We start from the raw sequence: 20,767 nt of genomic DNA on the forward strand, positions 1-20,767 counted from the left end.
CGCGACGCTGGCGTGCTCGTGCGCTTGTTCGAGCAGGAAGCCGTCGGCATCCCACTGATAGCGGGTGCGGCTGACGCTCTGGCCGTCGCTGCCGTGGCGCTGGCGTTCGAGCAGCTCGCCGCCGGGGGCATGCCGGTACTGCAGGCTGGTCTGGTCGGGGCGCTGTTCGCGTTCCAGCCGACCGCCTGCGGCGTAGGCGAAGCGGTATTCGAGCTGGCCATGCTGCAAGCGGCAAAGCTGCAGCAGGGCATCGTATTCGGCGACGGTATCGTGGCCGCCTTCGTCGGTGTAGCGGTGCAGCAGGCCGCGCGGGGTGTAGCGCCAGTGCCGCAGCTGGCCATTGGCGTTGCGATGGCGCAGTGGCTGGCCGAGCGCGTTGTAGTCGAATTGCTCGCGGCTGCCGTCGGGATGCTGGATCTGGCTGAGCTGGCCCAGCTCGTCGTAGTGCAGCAGGGTGGTTTCGCCCAGTGCGTTGCTGTGGCTGCTCAGTTGTCCCCGGCTGTCATAGCTGTAGCGGGTGAGCTTGCCGGAGCAGTCGGTGTAGGCGAGCAATTCCCCGCGGGGGCCCCAGTCGTAGCGGGTGGTGTTGCCCTTGGCGTCAGTGATGGCACTGGGGCCGAAGGGGTTTTCCCAGTGCCAGGTGGTTTGCTGGCCTAGCGGATCGGTGCTGCGCAGGATGACGCCGGTGACGGGTTCGTACTGGTATTGCCAGGTCGCGCCCAGTGCGTCGGTTTCGGTTTGCACGCGCAGGCTGTCGGGGCAATAGCTGCGGCTGACGCTGCGCCCGGAGGGGCTGGTTTCACGGACAACGCGGCCGAGTTCGTCATACTCCAGCAGCCACTGCCGGGGCGTATCTTCGCTATGACCCGGCATGCGCAGGGCGGTGAGCTGGCCGAGTGCATCGTAGTCAAAGCCATATTGCGCGCCGTCGTAATCCTGGCACCAAAGGATGTCGAGCTGTTCACTCCAGCGCCAGTGGACAGTATGACCTGCGGCATTGGTGGCGCTGCCGCTGCGCGCGGGGAGGTCGTAGGTGAAGTGGAAATGTTCGCCGTCGCTGGTGGAGTGCTCGACAACACGCGGCAGACCGTCAAAGTCGTCCCAACGATAGTGGCAGCTCAGGCCCAGTGCATTGTCATGGCGGATAAGCAGGTTGCGGCCCGGGCCATCATCGCCCCAGGCAAAGCGGCGCTGGCAGTTGTCCTGGGCATCATGGACGGCAGTCAGGCGGGCGTGTTCGTCGTAGTCGTAGCGCACGCGCACGCCGCCGGGGCCGCCGGCTGTTTGTTCCAATGCCGCCAGCCGGATGACCGGGCCCGACGGCAAGGTGATGCTGTGGTAATGCAGCTGCAGGCGGTTGCCGACACTGTCGCTGATGGCACTCAACTGGCCGTTGTCGTCGTAATGGTGGCGAATCTGGTGGCCAAGACTGTCCTCGATAATGCTGAGCGCCAGCTGTTCGGGACGCTGCGGGTTGCTTGCAGCAAACAGCCAGTGCGTGCCATGCAGGTCGGCAATGACCCAGCGACCGTCGTTCAGACGGGCAAGGCTGAACGCTTCGCCGGGTGCGGCAAAGCGTTCGCCGGCTTGCAGCAGCGGCAGCTTGAAGTCGCGCCCCTGTTCGTCCAGATACAGCAGATGATCCGGTTGCTGGATCAGGCGGCTTTCCCAGGGCAGGCGCCAGCCTTGACCCAGCATGCTGCTGGCATCGAGCTGGCTGCTGTAGAACCGTGCAACGGCAAGCGGCAGCGGGGCATTCAGTACCAGATCGGTTTCGGCATCAGGATGCAAAATCTTGCGCCCGGTAGTGATTTCCACCGGATTGCCGACCTGGCCGCCAGCCACACGGCTGGTGGTTACCGCGTTCCCAATTGCCGAGCCGGCCATGCTGCCGCCGACACCCGCTGCAATGCCTGTAGCAAATTTGCCCACGCATTTGATGGCGGTTTTGCTGAAAACGCCCGCGAGCTTGCCGCCGACACACTTGATCAGCCCTTTGACCAGGGCACCAAGCCCCAGAATCATGGTGGCGTATTCCAGATAGGTGAGCAGTTTGGTGACCAGTTCACGCAATTCGTCCGGTACTTCCGACTGGATATCCAGATATTGCACCGGGGTGCCATGAATGAAGACATTCCCCGAGCCATCACTGACTTTGGCGTCGCAGGTGGTGCGATCATCCTTGCGGCAGGCTGCCAGTCGGTGAATGAAGACATTCGGCGAACCTTCGGCCATCAGTTGCTGCGGGCTGTGCTTGTCGCACATGACCTGACTCATGCTGACCAGCGCGGATTTGCGCTTGTTGGTATAGACGTTGCGGGCGCCTGTGATGATCATGCCCGCCGTGCTGCCAAACATCTTGCCTATCGCTTCTCCTATCGAAGGCAGAGATGGTGCCAGGCTAGCCAGCAGTGCCATCAGGAAAATGGCGCCCAGGCCGCCTGTGCACACAGTGACGGCCGCAGCAATGATGATGATCGCCGCCAGGACAGCACCGGCAATGAAGCCGGCGAGCGCGAAGGTATGCTCGATAGGGTCGTGAATGCGGGCTGCTTCAAACATGATGTTGTTTCACGGATACCGGCCTCAGACCGTAGGTGTATAGCTGGCCAGCAGTGCCTGCCATTGCGCCTGTTCGGCGTCGCTGGGCTTGTGCTGGGATGTGAATGTGAAGACCAGTACCTTGCCGGCATGCGGGCCTTCGAGAAATGCCAGTCCGGCCTGCTGCTGGTGCAGGAGGCTGCCCTTGATCTTGCCCGGCAGTGTTGCCTTGAGCAGTTCACCGGGTAGCTGGTCGGCTCCGATCGCGATGGCTTGGCGATCCAGCAATTTGTAGCCTTTGATATGGCTGCTCATTTTGCTGATTTGACGCTCGACATAGCTTGGCAAATCTTCGCCGCTGTCGAGCCGGTCTCGCGTGATGGTGATGTTGAGCGTGGCGCTTTGCGGGGTGCCGAGGGTGAATACATTGGCGCTATTGTCGTAAAACCCTTCGGGAAGAGTGAACTGGCCTTCGTTGATGCGATAGTTGCTCATTGTTTGTCTTTTGCGGATTGGCTGTTAGGGGTTCAGATCGATGCGATCTGCCTTGAGAAGAATATTGCTGGGCGTCATCACGATCTGGCTGCCACCGACTTGCAGAACCAGCTGTGTTTTGGCCGTGATGGTGACGGTTGCCGAGTCGCTGCTGACCAGAATGTTGCCCTCCGTCACATTGACGGTCATGTCCTTGCGGATTACTTCCTGATGTGCGCCGCCGACATTGATGCTCCGATTGACCTGCACGGTCTGGCTGTCGTTGTTTTTTACGAGCAAGTTCAGGTCTTTTTCTGCCTGGAAATACACTTCCTCTGCCCCCGTCTTGTCTTCAAAGCGCAGGATGTTGGCGTTATCCGGGCCGCCGCCGGGGCTGGAACGGCTCATCAGGCCGGATTGCGTCTTGCTGCCGGCATTGCCGAATGGTGCAGGCTGTTCCTCGTTGTACACGCGGCCGGTGATGATGGGACGGTCGGCGTCGCCCTCGATGAAGGACACCAGCACTTCCTGGCCGATGCGGGGAATCGACGTCGCGCCCCAGCCCTGGCCGGCCCAGGCGCTGGCCACGCGCACCCAGCAGCTGGACTTGTCGGTTTTCGGGCCGTAGCGGTCCCAGTGGAACTGGATCTTCACCCGGCCTTTTTCGTCGGTATGGATTTCCTCGCCCGGCGGGCCGACCACCACCGCCGTCTGCGTGCCCTGCACATAGGGTTTCGGCGTCATGCGCAGCGGGCGAAACGGCGTCTTGGCGGGCTGCACGGTGACATGGCACTGGCTGTCGGCCACGCCGGTGCCGGTGGATTCATAGGTGTTTTCTTCGAGCAGCAGATGCTCGCTGGTGATCAGGTATTCCTGGTTCTGATCGCGGCGGGGGTGATCGATCAGCGTGAACAGCTGCCCGCAGGCCAGGCCCTCGATCGGACCGGCGCCGGTGGCGGTTTCATAGCGCGCCTGCGCGGCTTCCAGGCGCACGCTGGCGAAGTGCTGGCCGCGCTCGGGCGCGTAATACTCGCTGGGCCACAGGTAGACATCATGCTGGGCTTCCCCGTGTGGTCTGCCTTCGCTCTGGTTGACCTGCAAATCTGCCGAGGGGCGGAAATAGTCATAGTCGTTGACGGTAAAGCGGGTGCTTTCCACCGTCTTGCCGCAGCGCCAGCGGGCGAAATGCTCCTGATCAATGTGCATCCCGCCGTCGAGCGCGCCGTGCTCGAAGGGCAGCACTTCATAGCCGCCGCGCGGCTTGTGGGCGGCGATGCTGTCGGCCAGCACCAGCACGTGCGCCCCGGCGGAGTGCTCGAAGAAGAAATAGATGCCTTCCTGCTCCAAAAGGCGCATCACGAAGTTGGCATCGGTTTCGCCGGCCTGCACGCAATAGCGGCGCGGCGGATAGCTTTGCGTGGTGCGGTCTTCAAAGCGGGCAATGCCGTGGTCGGCGAACACCTGCTTGACGATATCCAGCGTGTTGAGCTTCTGGAACACCTTCCAGTCAGCGGTGCGGGTGAGGAACCACAGCCAGGGGCGCAGCTCGGCTTCGTAGCGGTAGTACTGGCCTTCCTCGCCGGCGAACACCATGCTGGCGATGTACTGGTGAATGTGGCGCACGCCGCCCTTGGGCAGGTCGATTTCGATGGTGACCGGATGGCCCACCAGCTGATCCAGTGGCAGATTGGCACTGGGGGAGAGCGCCACGAGCTGGTAATGGCTGATGCTGCTGAGCACCTCGCCGCCGGTGAGGTTGCGGAAGAACAGTTGCGTCTCGGGCAGCGGGCTGCGCAGGCGGTAGGTGCGGTTATCGAACATGGCGGGTCTCGGTTGCAGGGCAGTGGGCGTTTAATCGGGTAGCGGTGCTAATGGTTCAGGCGCTCAGGATTTGCTGGGAACGTAGTCGTCGCCCATGTCTTCCCGCCGCCGTTCTTCCCAGCGACGCAGGACGACGTCGGGCCAGTCGCCGGGCTCTTCAAATTCGGTTTCGCAATAGCGCACGCCATCAATGACCACGGGGTCGGAGACGCGATCCAGCATGCCGGTGACATTGACTGTGAAATAGGCCCAGGGGCGTGCGAAACCTTCCGGCAGCAAGCCTTCGCGGCTGGCATAAGCCAGCGGCAAGGCGTCATGGTCCATCGGCAGGCGAATCTGGTCTGCCAGCACCACTTCGCACAGCGGCAATACCTGGCCGCGTACATTGTGCGGGTCTTGCCCGGCCGGAATTTCAGCTTCGATAAAGTCTTTCAGCTGTTGGGCATAACGCTTGCAGGCAATCGGGTCGACTTCGGTGAAATTGCCGTTGGCATCAAGCCTGATCAGTTTTCGGTACATGCTTTTTCTCCAGAATCACGCTCAGGGCAGTTTGCTGCCGGTAGCGACCGGGGGTGTGAACGCCCCGCGATCCGTGACCAGGGTTTGAATCCCGCCACCCGCTTGTTCCCAGCCATTTTGCGTCGTGGGCGCGATTGTAGAGCTGAAGGTCGTCGTCGGTCGGGTCGCGGTGATTTCCACCACATCAAAGCGCGGCAATTGCTGGCTTTCCAGTGGAATGCCAAGCCGATCGGCAATCTGGTCTCGGCTCATGCCTTTCAGTGCCGCCACTTCATCCTTGGTGGCCCAGAATGCGCTGCGTGCTCCGGGCATTTCGCCTTCGGGGACCAGTTTGTAGAGTTTTTCGCCGGGTGAAACTGACGCGGCCTTTGGCACCGTGGAGCCTGAGGCCAGCAACTCCCTGGCTTTGGTGAGTGCCTGAGCCTGGTCCATCCCCTGTTTTTGCAGCTCGCGGATCAGGTGGCGTCCTTCTTCCAGATCCAGGGGGTTCGTCTTGAGGCCATGCGTGACATAGGAGGCGTAATTGTCGGGGGCCGGCTTGATGCGCGGAACGGTGGTTTTGGCCAGTGCGGGCATACTCTGGGGAAGCGATCTAGACCCCCGCAGCAGTGTCTTGGCCCCTTGCAGCCCCTTCGCGGCAGCGGCGGCGCCGGGGATGATGCTGACTACATCAAATGCTGCGCCGGCCACACCCCAGTTGTCATTCGTCTGCCAGGCGACATCGGTTTCGGTGACCCACAGGTCGATGGTGTCGATGGGCTGGCTGATGAGGTTGATGGCGCCATGGATGGGCGCTATGCCGCAGCCGACCAGGAAGGGAATGGCGCGGAACGGTGCCTCGATCCATTTGCCGTCGAAGGTGGCGAAAGATCCCACGGCCATCTCGGTGCCGTAGTTGCGCACTTCCTTGCGCAGGCGCTCCAGTTTGGCCTGCTTGCGACGCAATTCGGCCGCTGCGGCCTGATCGCGCCTGGCCTTTTCTTCCATGCCGCGACGCACCCATTCTTCGGCGGTCAGCTGGGGCTGGCAGGCCAGCACGGCGGCGCGGCGGCGCGCGTCGTCGGCAAAGGTGCTGGCCGGCGCGCCACCCAGTGCGGCCTGGGCTGCGCAGCTGCGCAGGCCGGTCGGGTCGGGCGACATGCCGCCATGCAGCTGCGTCAGGCTGCCGTTCGGGCGCGGCTGCGGCAGCAGGCCCAGCGGATCGGGGCTGCGCTGACCTGCCATCAGGCGGCTTCCTGTCCGGTGGCGCGGAATGTCAGCGTGGCGATTGCCAGCAGGCTGAAATCCGCGTCATCGCTGGCCAGCATGCGCTGGCCCTGGCCGTGCCAGAGTTCGTGGCGGCATTCGATCCAGTCGGTGGCGCGGCCGAGTGCGTGGCGGTCGTCGCCGTTTTCCGAGCCGGGGTAGCGGGCCGGGATCAGCGCCGGCAGTTCTTCGCCTGCCACGGTGGTGATGATGGCCTGGCGCCAGAGCAGATCGAACAGGGTTTGCGGCGGGAAAAAGCGCACTTCGGCCAGCATCTCGGGCGCCAGCCAGTGGTAGTCGCCGTCGATGATGGCCTCGAAAGCCGGGCCCATGCGCGGGTCGGCGTCAGCCAGCCAGGCGAAGGGCTGGCCATCCAGCTCACCGGCGATGGCCGGCGCTTCGAGGCAGGCCTCCTGGCGTTCCTGCTGTGCGGCGGCAAAGGCTTTCTGGCGCTCCATGCCCAGGGCGCCAGCCAGGCGCAGCAGCCAGGCGGGGGTGCCGGCCAGCTGGTGCGGGAAGGCGTCGCCGGCAAAGACCTGCGCGCGCAGCTGCTCGCCGCGAATGGCGCCGCCATAGGTCTGGGCGAAGCGGGTGTAGGCCTGGTCGGCCTTTTGCAGGTGCTGCAGCTGCTGCTGCGCACGATCCCACTGCCCGCGCGCGCACAGCAGCTGCGCCAGCGCGATGCGGTGTTGCGGATCGGACGGCGCATTGCGCACGCGATCCTGGATGTCGGCGAGCTGGTCGGCCAGCGATTGCGGGGAGAGGGTTGTCATTTAATATACTTCGTTTTCTTTGGAGTTACGCAGGATTATTATTCAACTGCTATTAATGCTTTCTCGTTTTTTAGGAGGATTAATGTGCCATCCCAGCCTAGAATGTTCTCTTGTTTTATGTCTGATAATCTTGTTGTTTTTCCAAGTTTAAATTTGCCTTGATAAAATACTGTTTTGTTTGGGCCTGTTATGTGGCCATGAATGATCTTGTTGCATAGTTTTAGTGTTATATAAACTTTCCCGTCGCTGCCTCCGACATAGTAGTTCTTGATTGTTGTTTTGCATTTTGTGTCTTCTTCTTTTTTATCAGCTTTTGTTTGTGTTGCTATTAGTGATAGTGATAGTGTTAAGCTGATGGCGATGGCTTTCTTATAATTCGTAATTTTCAATTCTTAATTGGGTCTGAGGGGTGAGTGAGCGCTGCATTTACTGCTTCCCTTCCTGGATCGTGCGGGCCAGCAGCTCGGCGATCTCCCGGTGCTCAGCCCGGCCTTTCGCCTGATGCAGCGCGCGGGCGTAGGCAAGCGCATCTTGTTGCTGGGCGTTTTTCAGGGATGGATTGGCGCCCTGCTTGAGCAGCAGCGCCACTTCATCGGGCCGGCCCGCGAGGATGGACGCATGCAGGGGCAGCATGCCCCTGACATCGGGCCGGTTGATGTCCAGGCCGCGTGCTTGCAGGAAGGCCAGCATCTCGGCCTTGTCGGCGGCGCTGGCCGAGCCTTGCACGACAAATCCCGCGCCAATACCGGCATGCAGCTCAGCTATATCTTCCGGTGTGCCCCGCAATGCGAGCACGTAGCTGCGACAGATCTGCTGCGCAGCGGGAATCAGCAGGCTGCCTTCATCGGCGCAGACCAGTGCCTCTTCAATGTCGAGCTGGCTGACGGTATAGGCTGCGCCGGCCAGATAGCAGCCGGCTGCCGCTGCCAGGCCGCCAATCAGCAGCTTTTTGGCATTCATGGCGACGTTCCTCAGCCCAGACGGACGTGCAGTTCCGTGCGGAAACGGCGGCCAATCTCGACCTTGATCGAGTGATAAATCTTCACATTGGCCAGATTGCGGATGTTGGCGTGCTTGAACCAGTTCTTGGCGGCATTGGTGGCGAGCTTGCGCAGGGCCTTGCTGAAGGTGGCGCTGGGGCGGGCGTAGCTTCTGAACAGCGCTTCCACATAGCCCATGGCTTCATTGGCGTCGATGGCGGTGACCAGCAGGCCCTGGGCGAAGCTGCGCACTTCGAGGGTGATGCGGGCTTCGGCGATCAAGGCGCGATCGTGCGGGAAAAAGAACTCCAGAATTGCGCGGGTTTCGTCAGCATCAAACAGCAGGTCGTGTTCCTGGAATTCGCGCAGGGTAGAGGGTGCAGCCATGTCATGTCCTTGTTGGATGAAGAGGCAGCAGGGGCAAGCCCCTGCTGTGACTTACGAAAATCAGACCTTCTTGTTGGCCTTGATGTCGTATTCGGTAACGATTGCGCCACCCTTGGCGGAACCATCGGCGCCTTGCGGCTGGTATTCGATCTTCACTTTCGAGAACGCCAGGCCCACGGTTTCGATCAGGCCGCCGCCGCTGTTGCTGCCGCTGGGTTGTACATTGGTCACCATCACGTCGGTCATGGTCACCTTGTAGAATTCCAGCGGCTTTTCACCGGCCTTGCGCACGGTCAGTACGGCCTTCGGGATGTGCTTGCCGCTCATACACACCTGCATCAGGATCGGGCTGGCCTTGTCCACGCTGTGGGTGAAGACCAGGTCGTCGATCGACACCTTGCCGGCGCCGCCGCCGGTACCGGCGTGCATGCTGGCGCCCTGGCTCATGCCCCAGTCCAGGGTCAGCAGCTCGATTTCATTGGCGTGCGTGCTGTCCAGCGACTCGCCTTCGATGCCGTCGATCTTCAGGAACATATCATTTGCCATTCTTACTTCTCCGTGTTGTGTGGCTGGGCCACGTGTAAAAAATCTGTGGGCGCACTATTTGCGCCTGTTGACGGCAGAATGTCAGTAGCTTTCTTCACTTGACATTTTCATGCATATACATTGCAGCCCATCAGTCCATAAGCAATTGCCGATAAAGGCTGTGGCCATATACCCTGCCGCATTGCTTGCAGTGCCCGGATTGGGGGCTGCAGAAAACCCGCGCAGCCAGCGGACTGCGCGGGTTTTGCTTGCTTGCTGATTTGTCAGCTTTTGGGGGCGATCAGGCGCCGCCTTCCTTCACCGACGGCAGCTTGGAAACCAGACGCAGCGATACGGTCAGGCCTTCGAGCTGATAGTGCGGGCGCAGGAAGAACTTCGAGGTGTAGTAGCCCGGGTTGCCTTCCACTTCTTCCACGTGCACTTCGGCGGCGGCCAGCGGCTTCTCGGCCTTCACCGATTCGGAGGAGTTTTCCGGATCCCCATCGACGTACTGCAGCACCCAGTCGTTCAGCCAGCGCTGCATTTCGTCGCGGCTCTTGAACGAGCCGATCTTGTCGCGCACGATGCACTTCAGGTAGTGGGCGAAGCGGCACACCGAGAACAGATAGGGCAGGCGCGCGGCCAGATTGGCGTTGGCTGTGGCATCCGGGTCGACGTATTCCTGCGGCTTTTGCAGCGACTGCGCGCCGATGAAGGCGGCCATGTCGGAGTTCTTGCGGTGCAGGAGCGGCATGAAGCCGTTCTTGGCCAGCTCGGCTTCGCGACGGTCGGAAATGGCGATTTCGGTCGGGCACTTCAGGTCCACGCCGCCATCGTCGGACGGGAAGGTGTGGCAGGGCAGGTTGTCGACCGCGCCGCCGGATTCCACGCCGCGAATGCGCGAGCACCAGCCGTAGTACTTGAACGAACGGTTGATGTTCACGGCCATCGCGTAGGCCGAATTCGCCCAGCTGTAGCGTTCGTGGGCGGCGCCGGCGGTGTCTTCCTCGAAGTCGAATTCATCGACCGGGTTGGTGTTCACGCCATAGGGCAGGCGGGCGAGGAAGCGCGGCATGGCCAGGCCGATGTAGCGCGCGTCATCCGACTCGCGCAGCGAGCGCCAGGCGGCGTATTCCGGCGTCTGGAAAATCTTGGTCAGGTCGCGCGGGTTGGCCAGCTCCTGCCAGGATTCCATCTGCATCACCGAGGGCGAGGCGCCGGCGATGAAGGGGCAGTGCGAGGCGGCGGCGGTGCGGGCGATTTCGCGCAGCAGCTCGACATCGACCGGAGTGTGGTCGAAGTGATAGTCGCCCACCAGGCAGCCAAACGGCTCGCCGCCGAACTGGCCGTATTCCTCTTCGTAAATGCGCTTGAAGAAGGGGCTTTGATCCCAGGCGGTGCCCTTGTAGCGGCGCAGGTTGCGGTGCAGTTCGGTCTTGGAAATGCTCAGCACCTTGATCTTCAGCATCTCGTCCATTTCGGTGTTGGTGACGAGGTAATGCAGGCCGCGCCAGGCGGATTCCAGCTGCTGGTAGTCGGGGTGGTGGATGACTTCGTTGAGCTGGGCGGACAGCTTGCGGTCCAGCTCGCCGATCATGCTTTCAATGGTGCGCACGGCATCGGTGCTGATCAGGCCGGTCTGGCCCAAGGCCTGGGCGGCCAGGGTGCGCACGGCTTCTTCGACGGCCGAGCGGGCTTCATCGGACTTGGGGCGGAATTCCTGCTGCAGCAGGCGGGTGAAGTCGCTGTCGGCCTCCAGCGTTACGGCGGCGCCGCCCTGTGGGGCGTGGTCAAGCAATTCTTGGGTCATTTATCGGGTCTCCGTGCCGGTGATCAGGCCTGGTTGTCCTGCTTGGGCGCGCTGGACAGCGCGGCAAGCAGGGCGGGGTCGTTGAGGAGTTCGGTGATCAGCTTTTCCGCGCCGTTCTTGCCGTCCATATAGGTCAGCAGATTGGACAGCTGCTGGCGCGCTTCCAGCAGCTTGCGCAGCGGCTCGATCTGCATGGCGGTCTGCGCCGGGTTGAAGTCGTCCATGCTTTCAAAGGTGAGATCGACGCTGATTTCGCCTTCGCCAGTCAGGGTGTTGGCCACGCGGAAAGTGGTGCGCGGCTTGAGCGACTTCATGCGGCTGTCGAAGTTGTCCACGTCGATTTCGAGGAATTTGCGCTCGGCCAGCGGCGGCAGGTCTTCGGCGGATTTGCCGGCCAGATCCGAGAGCACCCCCATCACGAAGGGCAGCTGGATTTTCTTTTCCGAGCCATACACTTCCACGTCGTATTCGATCTGGACGCGCGGAGCACGATTGCGGGCGATGAATTTCTGGCCACTGTTGCCGGTGGAGGGTCTAGCCATTCTGGTGTCCTCTGTGGTGCGGGTTTTGCTGGGGTGTGAAATGGGCGGTGTTGCCGCCGGCGGCCGGCTTCAGGCTGGTGCTGCTGCTGGCCTTGTGTTGTCTGGGCGCCATGGGCGTTTGCCGATGCATGCGCAACTCAGCGATTCAGCCCGGCCAGCTGCTCGATGTGCGAGAGGCCTTCCGGGTTGAGTTCGTTCATCAGTTGCAGGAAGTCCATCGACAGGACCTTCTGCGCGCGGCGCAACAGCAATGGCGCGGGGTTGCTGGGTTCGTGGCGCGCCAGGTAGTCGCACATCAGGTCCAGCAGGCGGTCAATGTCGGCGCGGCTGCTGATGGCTGTCACGCTGCTGGCTGAGACCGGGACGGCTGGCGCGCCGCTGTCTGGCGTTGCGCCGGTGCTGTGCTCAGGGGCCGGTTCGGTGGCTGGTGCGGGGCTGTCGTCCGGCAGGTGGTTCAGTACCACGCGCAGCAGCTGCTGCAGATTGCCGGTCAGCGAGCTGTACACCGGGATATGGCTTTCCACGGCGCTTTCAATGCGCTGGCAGCAGGCAAGACAGTCACGCAGGGTGTCGGCAAGCCGGCAGGCGGCTTCGGCCTGGGCATGCACATGGCGCTGCAGGTCGCCCAGTTGCAGGTTGCTGCTTTGCCCTGGGCTGTGCAGGTTTTCGATGTCGAGGATGCGGATCGGATCATGCCCGCGCAGCGGCAGGAAGGCGGTCTGACGTATCAGTTTCAGCAGCGATTCGCTGTCATTGAGCGCGGAAAGCGCATTGAGGCGGAAGGTGGCGTCGCCATCTTCCAGTTCCGGGTGCAGGCAGGGCCACTGCTTGCTCAGCAGTTCTTCGGTCAGGAGCAGCGCCGGATGCAGGGCGGGCAGCCCCTCGGTGGCGACAAGACTTTGCGCGAGGATGGCGGCCAGCCGCAGGTCTTTCGAGCGTTGCAGCAAGTCGGTGCTCAACTTGCGCGCAGCTGTCCAGTCTGGCTCTGCTCCGGGAATGATGGTGTCACCGAACTGTTGCTCCGGAGTGCCCTGGGTCAGCGTTTCCAGGCTGAAGAACTCTGACGAGTATTCCAGATTCTCCCCGCTGGGCTGTTCCGCACTGACCGGCAGTGCGAGTGCCAGAATGTCTTCTTTATTCATCTTATCGCATTGAAATCATTGAATAAATATGAATGCCTTCGGCATTTTCCTGTAAATCGGCAATCCAAGAATATTAGTTTATTCGCATAAAGCTTTTATTTGGAGTAAGTATTGTGCGGGGTTAGATGTTGTGTTTAGAATGCCGCAAAGTCAAGAAGTGAAAGCAATTTTTGTTACATTAATTACTTGTTTCAGGGGTTCCCATATTGCGCTCGCGTGTAATCTGTGCTGTGGCTGCGCTCGCTCTTGCTGCTTGCGCCAGCCGGCCGAACGAGGTGGATGCCTTGATCGTCGGGGCGGAAAAAATGAATCCCGACGTGAACGGGCGGCCTTCGCCTGTCATTCTCAAGCTGTATCAGATGAAGGGTGTGCGTGCCTTTCAGTCGGCAGACTATTTCTTGCTCAGCCAGTCTGTTGAGCCTTTTTCGCCGGAAATCGTGGCGATTGAAGAGTTCATCGTGCAGCCCGACGAAGTGGTGCGCCTGAAGCGCAAACTGGCGCCGGAGACGAAATACCTGGCGACGTTTGCCGCCTTCCGCGACATTGATTCGGCGCGCTGGCGCAATGCCAGTGGTGTGCAGAATGTCTGGACTTTCGAGGTGCCGTTCACCAGCCTGGCGTACCGCCAGGATCTGCCGCTGCGCATCGATGTGGACGGCTCGCGTGTCGCCATGTCGTCACCGCCGAGTGCCGTGTTGCTCGATGTGGCCGAGGAATCCGCCAGGGCGAAACAACGTGTGCGCGCCATGGCGTCGGCCAGCGGTCTTGAGGCCTCGCTCGCCAGTTTTGTGAGCAGCAAGGCATCCGCGATGGCGGATCAGGCGCTGGCCGAGGCTGAAAAGAAGGCTCAGGAAAAAGTGGAAGCCGCCATCGCCGACAAGCTGCCCAAGCTGTCGTTCTGAGCGTTCGGGCAGTCCGCATTCGCAGCAGATCAAGCAAAAAACAGCAGGGCGCCGTGATGTGGCGCACTTGCCGGGGCCGGCCTGGCCATCAGGGGTATCGGGGGAGTTGCAGTGAATCACCGGGTTGTATGGAGTGAGGGTCTCTTTATCCAGCAGCAGCATTTTCAGCAGCTGGATCGTTCTATTGACTATCGCCTAGGGCGGCTGGCCTGCCTGTCTGCCGAGTGGTTCTGGGGGTTTGCCGAGCTTGACATCGATGCAGGTCTGGCCAGCCTGGGCAAGCTGGCCCTCGTGCGTGCGGCTGGCGTTTTGCGCGATGGCACGGTGTTTTCCTTTCCCGACGCGCTCGCTGCTCCCTTGCCGCTGGACATTCCGGATGACATTCGCGACGAGGTGATTTACCTGTGTCTGCCGCTGGTGATCCCGGGACGCCCGACCCACGCCTATCCGCCTGCCCTTGGCGCCGCGCGTTTTCAGGTGCTCGACCGGCAGGTCGAAGATGTGTTCGACAGCCAGCAAATCGTCGAAATGGCACTGGCGCAGGAGCATCTGCAGCTGAAGCTGGCCCGCGATGTCACGCCCGAATTTGTGTGCCTGCCGGTGGCATTGATCGCGCAGAAGCTGCCGGATGGCCAGTTGCTGCTGGATGCCGCCTTCCTGCCACCCGTACTCAATTGTGCGCAGCCGCTGATCCGGCAAGGCCAGCAGGAGTTGCTGGGCATGTTCCGCCAGCGTGGTGCGATGCTGGCGGCAGCCATTTCCGGCGTCCGCAGCTCCGGTGCGGCCGATGTGACCGAATTCCTGATGCTGCAGACCATCAACCGCTATCTGCCTTTTCTGGAGCAGCAGCTGCTGCGCCCCGGCCTTGCCTTTGCCGACTTTTATTTTGCCTGCCAGCAGATCGTCGGCGATCTGCGCGTGTTCTGCCCCGGCAAGCGCCTGCTCGACAACCCGCCGCTGTATGACCACGACCGCCCGCATCTTTGCCTGGCGGAGCTGATGGTGCAGCTGCGCGAGCTGCTGACGCTGGTGATTGATCAATCGGCCATCCGTATCGAACTGCAGGAGCGTCAGCTTGGCGTGCGGGTGGCCATCGTTGCCGATGCCACGATGTTCACATCGGCCCGCTTCGTGCTCGCGGTCAAGGCCGAGGTCGCCAGCGAAGCCGTGCGCAGCCGCCTGCCATCACAGATCAAGGTCGGCCCGGTCGAGAAGATTCGCGAGCTGGTCAACCTGCATCTGCCCGGCGTGCCCATTTCCAGCCTGCCGGTCACGCCGCCGCAGATCCCGTTCCATGCCGGGTTTTGCTACTTCGAGTTCGACCAGAGCAGTGATTTCTGGCGGCCTCTGACCACATCGGGCGGTCTGGCCATGCATATTGCGGGGGAATTCCCCGGCATCCAGCTTGAGTTGTGGGCAATCAGAAACTGATTGGGAATTGATTGGGAATTGACTGGCCGGGCCAAATCCAGGCTCCGGACTTATCCAGAAGACTTATCCAGATACAGCAACGGGGTGAAGAGTGACTGATGCAGTGATCGATGCCGGGGGTTCGCAGGAATCCTGGGCGCAGCTGTTTGGGGGGGCGCAGCCGGCAGGTCATGCCGATGTGCACCAGTTCGATGTGCGGGCGGCAGAAAGCCTGGCGTTCGGTTTGAATCCGATTGTGTCCAGTGCTGGCGAGTTGCTCTACCTGGCCCTGCAGCTGCGCAACGCCAAGGCGGCCTGCGATCTGGCGCGGCTGCAGCAGCTGCTGATCGCCAAGATCGGCGAGTTTGAAGAAGCCATGCGCGTGCGTGGCGTGCGGCATGAACATGTGATCGGTGCGCGTTATGTGATGTGCACTTTCCTTGATGAAGTGGTGGCCAGTTCGTCCTGGGGGGCTGCATGGTCGGCTACCTCGCTGCTGGTGCACTTTCACAAGGAAACCTGGGGCGGCGAGAAATTCTTCCAGCTGCTGGAGCGCCTGAAAGAATCCCCGCAGGAAAGCCGCGATCTGCTGGAGCTGATGTATGTCTGCATGAGCTACGGTTTTGCCGGCCGCTATCTGGTGCTGGATGGCGGGATGCAGCAGCATGAAGTGATCCGCAAGAATCTGGGTGAACTGCTGCGCACGCTGCGTCCCTCTGCGGGCCAGGACATGTCCAGCAACTGGCAGGGCGTGACCCGTAACACCAAGCGCTCGATGGTGGTGATTCCGGTCTGGGTCGGCGCCATCCTGCTGGCCTTTGTGCTGCTGCTCTTGTACCTCTTCCTGTCCTTGCGCCTGAACCAGCATTCCGACCCCGTCTTCGGCGACATCCAGAGTCTGCGCGTCAAGTCGGCGGGTACGGCTATCCCTGCCAAGGAAGCCCGCTTTGCCCGCTTCCTGGAGCGCGAAGTGCGCGAGGGTCTGGTGAGCGTGGCCGACTATGAAGACCGCTCGGTGGTGACCATTCTCGGTGACAGCCTCTTCGATTCCGGCAGCGCTGATGTACTGCCGCCGGTCTTGCCGGTGCTGCACCGCATTGGTACCGAGCTGAAGAAATTCCCCGGCGCCGTGGTCATCAATGGCCATACCGACAATCAGCCGATCCGCAATTTGCGTTTCCCGTCCAACTGGCAGCTCTCGAAGGCACGCGCCGATTCGGTGGCGGCCGTACTGGCCGCCGATATTGGCGCGGGGCGCATCGAGGTGAAGGGCAGCGCCGATTCGGAAGCCGTGGCCGATAACGCCACACCGGCCGGGCGCGCCAAGAATCGTCGCGTTGAAATCACCGTTTTCATGACCAACAAGTAAGCAGATCCGGGTAATCGAAAATGAGCAGGCTTTTCCGTATTTTCTCCAGTTCCTGGTTCTGGTCGGCACTGGGTTTGCTGTGTCTGAGCATCGTCATCTGGTGGGTTGGCCCACTGGTCAGCATCGCGCAATGGCGACCGCTGGCGCCGGCCTGGGTACGCATCGTCGTGCTGACGGCAATCTGGGTCATCTACTGGGGTGCGCTGGCGTATACCCTGTTCCGTGAACGCAAGGCTCAGAAAGAGCTGGAGCAGGGCATGCAGCGCGACGAAACGGCCGGTACCAGCGAGGCCGCGCAGGCACTGGGCCAGCGCTTCAATGAAGCGCTTGAAGTGCTGCGCCAGGTACGTCCGGAAGAAGAGCAGGGTGGACTGTCACGCTTTTTTGCCCGCATGGATCGCCAGTCGCACCTGTATCGCCTCCCCTGGTTCATGGTCTTGGGGGCGCCTGGCAGCGGCAAGACCACCGTTTTGCAGAATTCCGGCCTGAAATTTCCGCTGGGCAATGACGCCGTTGACGGCGTGGGCGGCACGCGCAACTGCAAGTGGCTGTTTGCCGATCAGGCCGTGCTGCTGGATCTGGCCGGCCGCTACACGACGCACGAAAGCGACCGCCTGCAGGATTCGGCCGAGTGGGGGCATTTCCTCAAGCTGCTCAAGCGCACTCGCGCGCGTCAGCCCATCAATGGCGTGCTGGTGACCATCGCTGCGGATTCGCTGCTCAAGGGGCAGCGCTCCGATCTGGAAAACCAGGCCAACTCGGTCCGCCAGCGCATCCAGGAGTTGCAGCAGGTGCTGAGTCTGGAAGTGCCGGTCTACCTGCTTGTCACCAAGTGTGACCTGATCGCGGGTTTTGCCGAATTCTTTGAATCGCTTACCAGCGAAGAACGCCAGCAGGTCTGGGGTTTCACGCTGCCGCTGCCGGCGGGCGAAAAGGAACATGTGGCGATTTCCTCGTTTGCAGGCCAGGTCGACGGCTTGCTCGAAGGCCTGCAGGCCATGCTGGTCGGCAAGCTGCAAAAGGAAAGCGAAGTCCTGCGCCGCTCGGCCGTTGGCGTGTTCCCGCAATCGCTGCACACGGTGCGCCAGTCGCTGATCGACTTTGCCGAAGCGGCATTCAGCCAGAATCCCTATCAGCCGCGCGTGCTGTTCCGTGGTGTATATCTGACCAGTGCCGCACAGCAGGGCGAGATCATTGATCCGCTGTTCGGCGCGGTGCCGCAGGAACTGGGCCTGAAGCAGTCGTTCAGTCGCCTGCTCGGGCCGCAGATGGTGTTCCGTCCCTACTTCCTGACCCGGCTGTTTTCCGAGCTGGTCCTGGGTGAAAGCCATCTGGCCGGGCGCAACATCAACTGGCATCGCAAGCGCACGCTGGCCAGAACACTGGGCTATGTCTCGCTGGCAGCGGTGTCGCTGATCGCGCTGACCGGCCTCGTGCTGAGCTATCAGCACAACAGCGACTATGTGCAGGCGGTGAACAAGAAACTGCCGGCCACGCAGACCAAGGTCGAGCAGGTCAATATCACGGCCGACATGAATATTGCCGATGTGTTGCCGGCGCTGGACAGCGTGATGCGCATCGCCGATCCGGGCGCGAACTCCGGCGGCGTGAACGTGCCGGGCCTGGGGCAGCAGGAAAAGCTGCAGTCCGCTTCGAATGACGCCTATAAGCGCATGCTCGAAGACACCTTGCTGGCCTATGTGAATTTCCGCCTGGAAGAGGGTTTGCGCAGCTACCGCAACGATCCGGATCTGCTGTATGAAACGCTGAAAGCATATCTGATGCTGCACGATCCCAAGCACTTTGACGAAGCCAGCCTGCGTGCCTGGGTGCTGATGGATTGGGAGAGTCATCTCGCCAATAGCGTGACGGCCGAGCAGCGCAAGCAGCTGGAAATGCATTTCAACAATCTGCTGGTGCGTGGCCTCGTGCAAAGCAAGGCGCCGCTGCAAAAGGATCTGGTCAACGAGGTGCGCGCGCTGATCTCGACCGCCTCGCTGCCACAGCGTGTGTATGGCCGCATCAAGCGCATGGGGGTGGCCGACGGCATCGCGCCGTTCCGCCTGACCGAAGTGGCCGGCCCATCCGCCGCCGTGGTGTTCGTGCGCAGCAGCGGCGCGCCGCTGAGCCAGGGCATCGAGGGCTTTTATACCGCCGATGGTTATGCCAAAGCCTTTCTGCCGGCGCTGGATCCGACGCTGAAGGAACTGCAAAGCGAAGAGGGCTGGGTGCTGGATGCACCGGCGGTGATGACCACCACATCGCAGAAGGTGCTGGGTGGCGACGAGGCCTTCAAGCGCAACAAGGATCTGGTCAAGCGTCTGTACCTGGAAGAATACGCCGGCGTGTGGGAACGCTTTGTCAACGATGTGCGCATCGTTCCGGGGAGCAATCTGCAGCAAAGCGTGCACCTGGCCCGTCTGCTGTCAGCGCCCGATTCGCCGCTGCTGTATTTCCTGCGGGGCGTGACGCGCGAAACCTCGCTGGTGGCGCTGAGCGATGCCGATGTGTCCGCCGCCGAAGCGCTGGCCAAGGCCGCGGCCTCCAGCGCGGTGCAGGCGCAGAAGGACAAGCTGCAGCGTCTGGTGAATGCGCCGGTGCAGCAGCGCCCGGCCACCATCGCGATGAGCAAGCCGGAATACATTGTGGAAAACCGTTTCCTGAGCATTCATCGTCTCGTCAATTCGCCGACGCCCGGCGCGCCCGCGCCGATTGATTCGACCCTGGTGCTGCTCAGTGATCTTTACAATCATTTGTCTGCGACCGAGATTGCCGTGCAGTCCAAGGGCGCATTGCCGCAAAGCGACGTGCCGGTGCGCCTGAAATCCGAAGCCCAGCGCATGCCCGCGCCGCTGAATGCCATGCTGCAGACCCTGTCGGATGTGAGCATGCGCAATGCCCAGGGTGAGGCGCGCAGCAATCTGTCCTCGCTGATGCAGAATACCGTCGGCGAGACCTGCACACAGTCCATCGACAAGCGCTATCCCTTCAACCGGGCGAGCACGCAGGAAGTCAAGCGCGACGACTTTCAGAAGTTCTTCGCCCCGGGCGGCGTGATCGACAGCTTTTTCCAGAAGAATCTGGCGCAGGATGTGGACATGACCGGCAAAACCTGGGCACTCAAGCCGCTGCCCGGATCAGATACCCGCCCGGCTACCTCTTCGGCGCTGGCGGAGTTCCAGCGCGCCAGCGCGATACGTAGCGTTTTTTTTGCCAGCGGTGCATCGCCACAGGTTCGTTTCACCATCAAGCCGGTGGAAATGGGCACCGGGGTGATCCAGTCGGTGCTCGATATCGATGGCCAGCTTTTGCGCTACCGGCATGATGCCATCGTGCCGGCACAGATGACCTGGCCCGGCAAGGGCACCGGCCAGGTGCGCCTCAGCCTGACTTCCACAAAGGGCGAGGACATCGGCAGCCTCAGCTATGAAGGCGACTGGGCGCTGTGGCGCGCCATCGACCGTGCGGTCCAGGAAAGGACGGATCGACCGGAAACCATCCGGGTCACGTTCAAGATCCAGGGGCATTACGTCAAGTACGACATCACCGCATCGACCGCGCAAAATCCCTTTGTACTGGCTGAAATGGACAAGTTCAGCTGCCCGATGAGCATCTGATTCTCCCCTTGATGGAAAAAATCGCGTTTTTTGGAAAAATTCCGGCCGCGGCGGAATTTGTGGGTCGCGGCTTGTCCGCAGATACCCGCGAACTGCTGGGCAACTGGATCGGCAAGCTGCTGGTGCAGCAGGCTGCGCTGACTGCGGCGCCGCTTGCTGCCGGTCAGCGTGCCTGGCGTTTTTATATCGACCCGGATCTGGCCTCGGGTGTCGGCCTGCTTGGCGTCATGTTGCGCAGTAGCGATTCGGTGGGCAGGGAATACCCACTGTTGTTACTGCTCTCCGTGCGTGCGCCGTGCGCCGAATTGCTGATGCAGGCCGATCTTTCCGGCTGGTTTGACCGCATGGCCGAAATAGCCGAAGCGGTGATCGAGCGGCAGCTGACGGCCGAGCAGATCGAAATGCTGCTCGATCGACAGCCGTCGCTGGCGGCCAGTGCCGGGCAGGGCGATCTCGAGCAGGTGCGCACCGTGATCCAGGACTGGGGAGCCCGCAAGCAGGGTACATCCTATGTGCTGCCTGGCGCTTCGGCGATTTCCTATCTGGCGCGCAATCTGGCGGTGCTGGGGGTGGATCGTCTCTTTGCCGGACATTCGGTCTGGTGGCGCAAGTCGTCCGACGGGCAGAACAGCGAGCTGCGCTATTTCAGCCGCCTACCGCAAATCCAGGATTTCAGCGCGCTGGACGCACCATGGTAAACGGAGCGCGGC

General features: G+C 61.6%; 18 protein-coding genes. 5 read left to right on the plus strand and 13 right to left on the minus strand.

What is annotated here, in order from left to right; genetic code table 11:
- From C515_RS0113365 to tssA, 13 genes are all read right to left on the minus strand, one after another.
- Positions 1-2,562, minus strand: a 2,562-nt coding sequence (locus C515_RS0113365) for a DUF6531 domain-containing protein (RefSeq protein ID WP_028455954.1), incomplete at its 3' end; no start/stop codon positions are given.
- Between the two features lie 24 nt (positions 2,563-2,586).
- Positions 2,587-3,036 (minus strand): DcrB-related protein, encoded by a 450-nt coding sequence (locus C515_RS21020; RefSeq protein WP_051304931.1) that lies wholly within the window; start codon positions 3,034-3,036, stop codon positions 2,587-2,589.
- Positions 3,037-3,060: 24 nt separating this feature from the next.
- On the minus strand, positions 3,061-4,836 hold the full coding sequence (locus C515_RS21025) for a type VI secretion system Vgr family protein (RefSeq protein ID WP_043649549.1): 1,776 nt from the start codon (positions 4,834-4,836) through the stop codon (positions 3,061-3,063).
- A gap of 63 nt (positions 4,837-4,899) precedes the next feature.
- On the minus strand, positions 4,900-5,355 hold the full coding sequence (locus tag C515_RS0113380; RefSeq protein ID WP_028455955.1) for a hypothetical protein: 456 nt from the start codon (positions 5,353-5,355) through the stop codon (positions 4,900-4,902).
- A gap of 21 nt (positions 5,356-5,376) precedes the next feature.
- The gene (locus tag C515_RS0113385; protein ID WP_028455956.1) at positions 5,377-6,579 is read right to left on the minus strand and encodes a hypothetical protein; all 1,203 of its coding nucleotides are present in this window, start codon (positions 6,577-6,579) and stop codon (positions 5,377-5,379) included.
- The gene (locus C515_RS0113390; protein WP_028455957.1) at positions 6,579-7,373 is read right to left on the minus strand and encodes a type VI secretion system accessory protein TagJ; all 795 of its coding nucleotides are present in this window, start codon (positions 7,371-7,373) and stop codon (positions 6,579-6,581) included. The genes C515_RS0113385 and C515_RS0113390 overlap by 1 nt, the downstream gene beginning before the upstream one ends.
- Positions 7,374-7,411: 38 nt before the next feature.
- Complete coding sequence (locus C515_RS23610) at positions 7,412-7,762, minus strand: hypothetical protein (RefSeq protein ID WP_144290463.1); 351 nt, start codon at positions 7,760-7,762, stop codon at positions 7,412-7,414.
- A 37-nt stretch (positions 7,763-7,799) separates the two neighbouring features.
- The gene (locus C515_RS0113395; RefSeq protein WP_028455958.1) at positions 7,800-8,333 is read right to left on the minus strand and encodes an ankyrin repeat domain-containing protein; all 534 of its coding nucleotides are present in this window, start codon (positions 8,331-8,333) and stop codon (positions 7,800-7,802) included.
- Positions 8,334-8,344: 11 nt separating this feature from the next.
- A complete protein-coding gene (locus C515_RS21030) occupies positions 8,345-8,740 on the minus strand; it encodes a hypothetical protein (protein ID WP_051304932.1) in 396 nt (131 codons plus the stop codon).
- A 60-nt stretch (positions 8,741-8,800) separates the two neighbouring features.
- Positions 8,801-9,286, minus strand: a complete 486-nt coding sequence (locus C515_RS0113405; protein ID WP_028455959.1) for an Hcp family type VI secretion system effector — start codon at positions 9,284-9,286, stop codon at positions 8,801-8,803.
- Positions 9,287-9,566: 280 nt separating this feature from the next.
- Positions 9,567-11,075, minus strand: a complete 1,509-nt coding sequence (tssC, locus tag C515_RS21035) for a type VI secretion system contractile sheath large subunit (protein WP_043649551.1) — start codon at positions 11,073-11,075, stop codon at positions 9,567-9,569.
- 23 nt (positions 11,076-11,098) lie between these two features.
- A complete protein-coding gene (gene tssB / locus C515_RS0113415; RefSeq protein ID WP_028455960.1) occupies positions 11,099-11,617 on the minus strand; it encodes a type VI secretion system contractile sheath small subunit in 519 nt (172 codons plus the stop codon).
- A gap of 137 nt (positions 11,618-11,754) precedes the next feature.
- Positions 11,755-12,759 (minus strand): type VI secretion system protein TssA, encoded by a 1,005-nt coding sequence (tssA, locus tag C515_RS0113425; protein WP_028455961.1) that lies wholly within the window; start codon positions 12,757-12,759, stop codon positions 11,755-11,757.
- A gap of 230 nt (positions 12,760-12,989) precedes the next feature.
- Here tssA and tssJ point away from each other — a divergent pair, with 230 nt between their 5' ends.
- The 5 genes from tssJ (at position 12,990) to tagF (ending at position 20,755) form a co-directional block, all read left to right on the plus strand.
- Positions 12,990-13,661, plus strand: coding sequence for a type VI secretion system lipoprotein TssJ (gene tssJ, locus C515_RS22655; RefSeq protein ID WP_281170867.1), 672 nt, complete (start codon positions 12,990-12,992; stop codon positions 13,659-13,661).
- Between the two features lie 111 nt (positions 13,662-13,772).
- A complete protein-coding gene (gene tssK / locus C515_RS0113435) occupies positions 13,773-15,092 on the plus strand; it encodes a type VI secretion system baseplate subunit TssK (RefSeq protein WP_051304934.1) in 1,320 nt (439 codons plus the stop codon).
- Positions 15,093-15,183: 91 nt separating this feature from the next.
- Positions 15,184-16,440: a type VI secretion system protein TssL, long form gene (gene tssL, locus C515_RS21045; protein WP_081686948.1), complete on the plus strand. Its 1,257-nt coding sequence runs from the start codon at positions 15,184-15,186 to the stop codon at positions 16,438-16,440.
- 20 nt (positions 16,441-16,460) lie between these two features.
- Positions 16,461-20,057: a type VI secretion system membrane subunit TssM gene (gene tssM, locus C515_RS0113445; RefSeq protein ID WP_028455963.1), complete on the plus strand. Its 3,597-nt coding sequence runs from the start codon at positions 16,461-16,463 to the stop codon at positions 20,055-20,057.
- Positions 20,058-20,068: 11 nt separating this feature from the next.
- The gene (gene tagF / locus C515_RS0113450; RefSeq protein ID WP_028455964.1) at positions 20,069-20,755 is read left to right on the plus strand and encodes a type VI secretion system-associated protein TagF; all 687 of its coding nucleotides are present in this window, start codon (positions 20,069-20,071) and stop codon (positions 20,753-20,755) included.
- Positions 20,756-20,767 lie beyond the last annotated feature (12 nt).

Source organism: Chitinilyticum litopenaei DSM 21440, from assembly GCF_000428145.1.
In the GTDB taxonomy this organism is placed as follows: Bacteria; Pseudomonadota; Gammaproteobacteria; order Burkholderiales; family Chitinibacteraceae; genus Chitinilyticum; species Chitinilyticum litopenaei.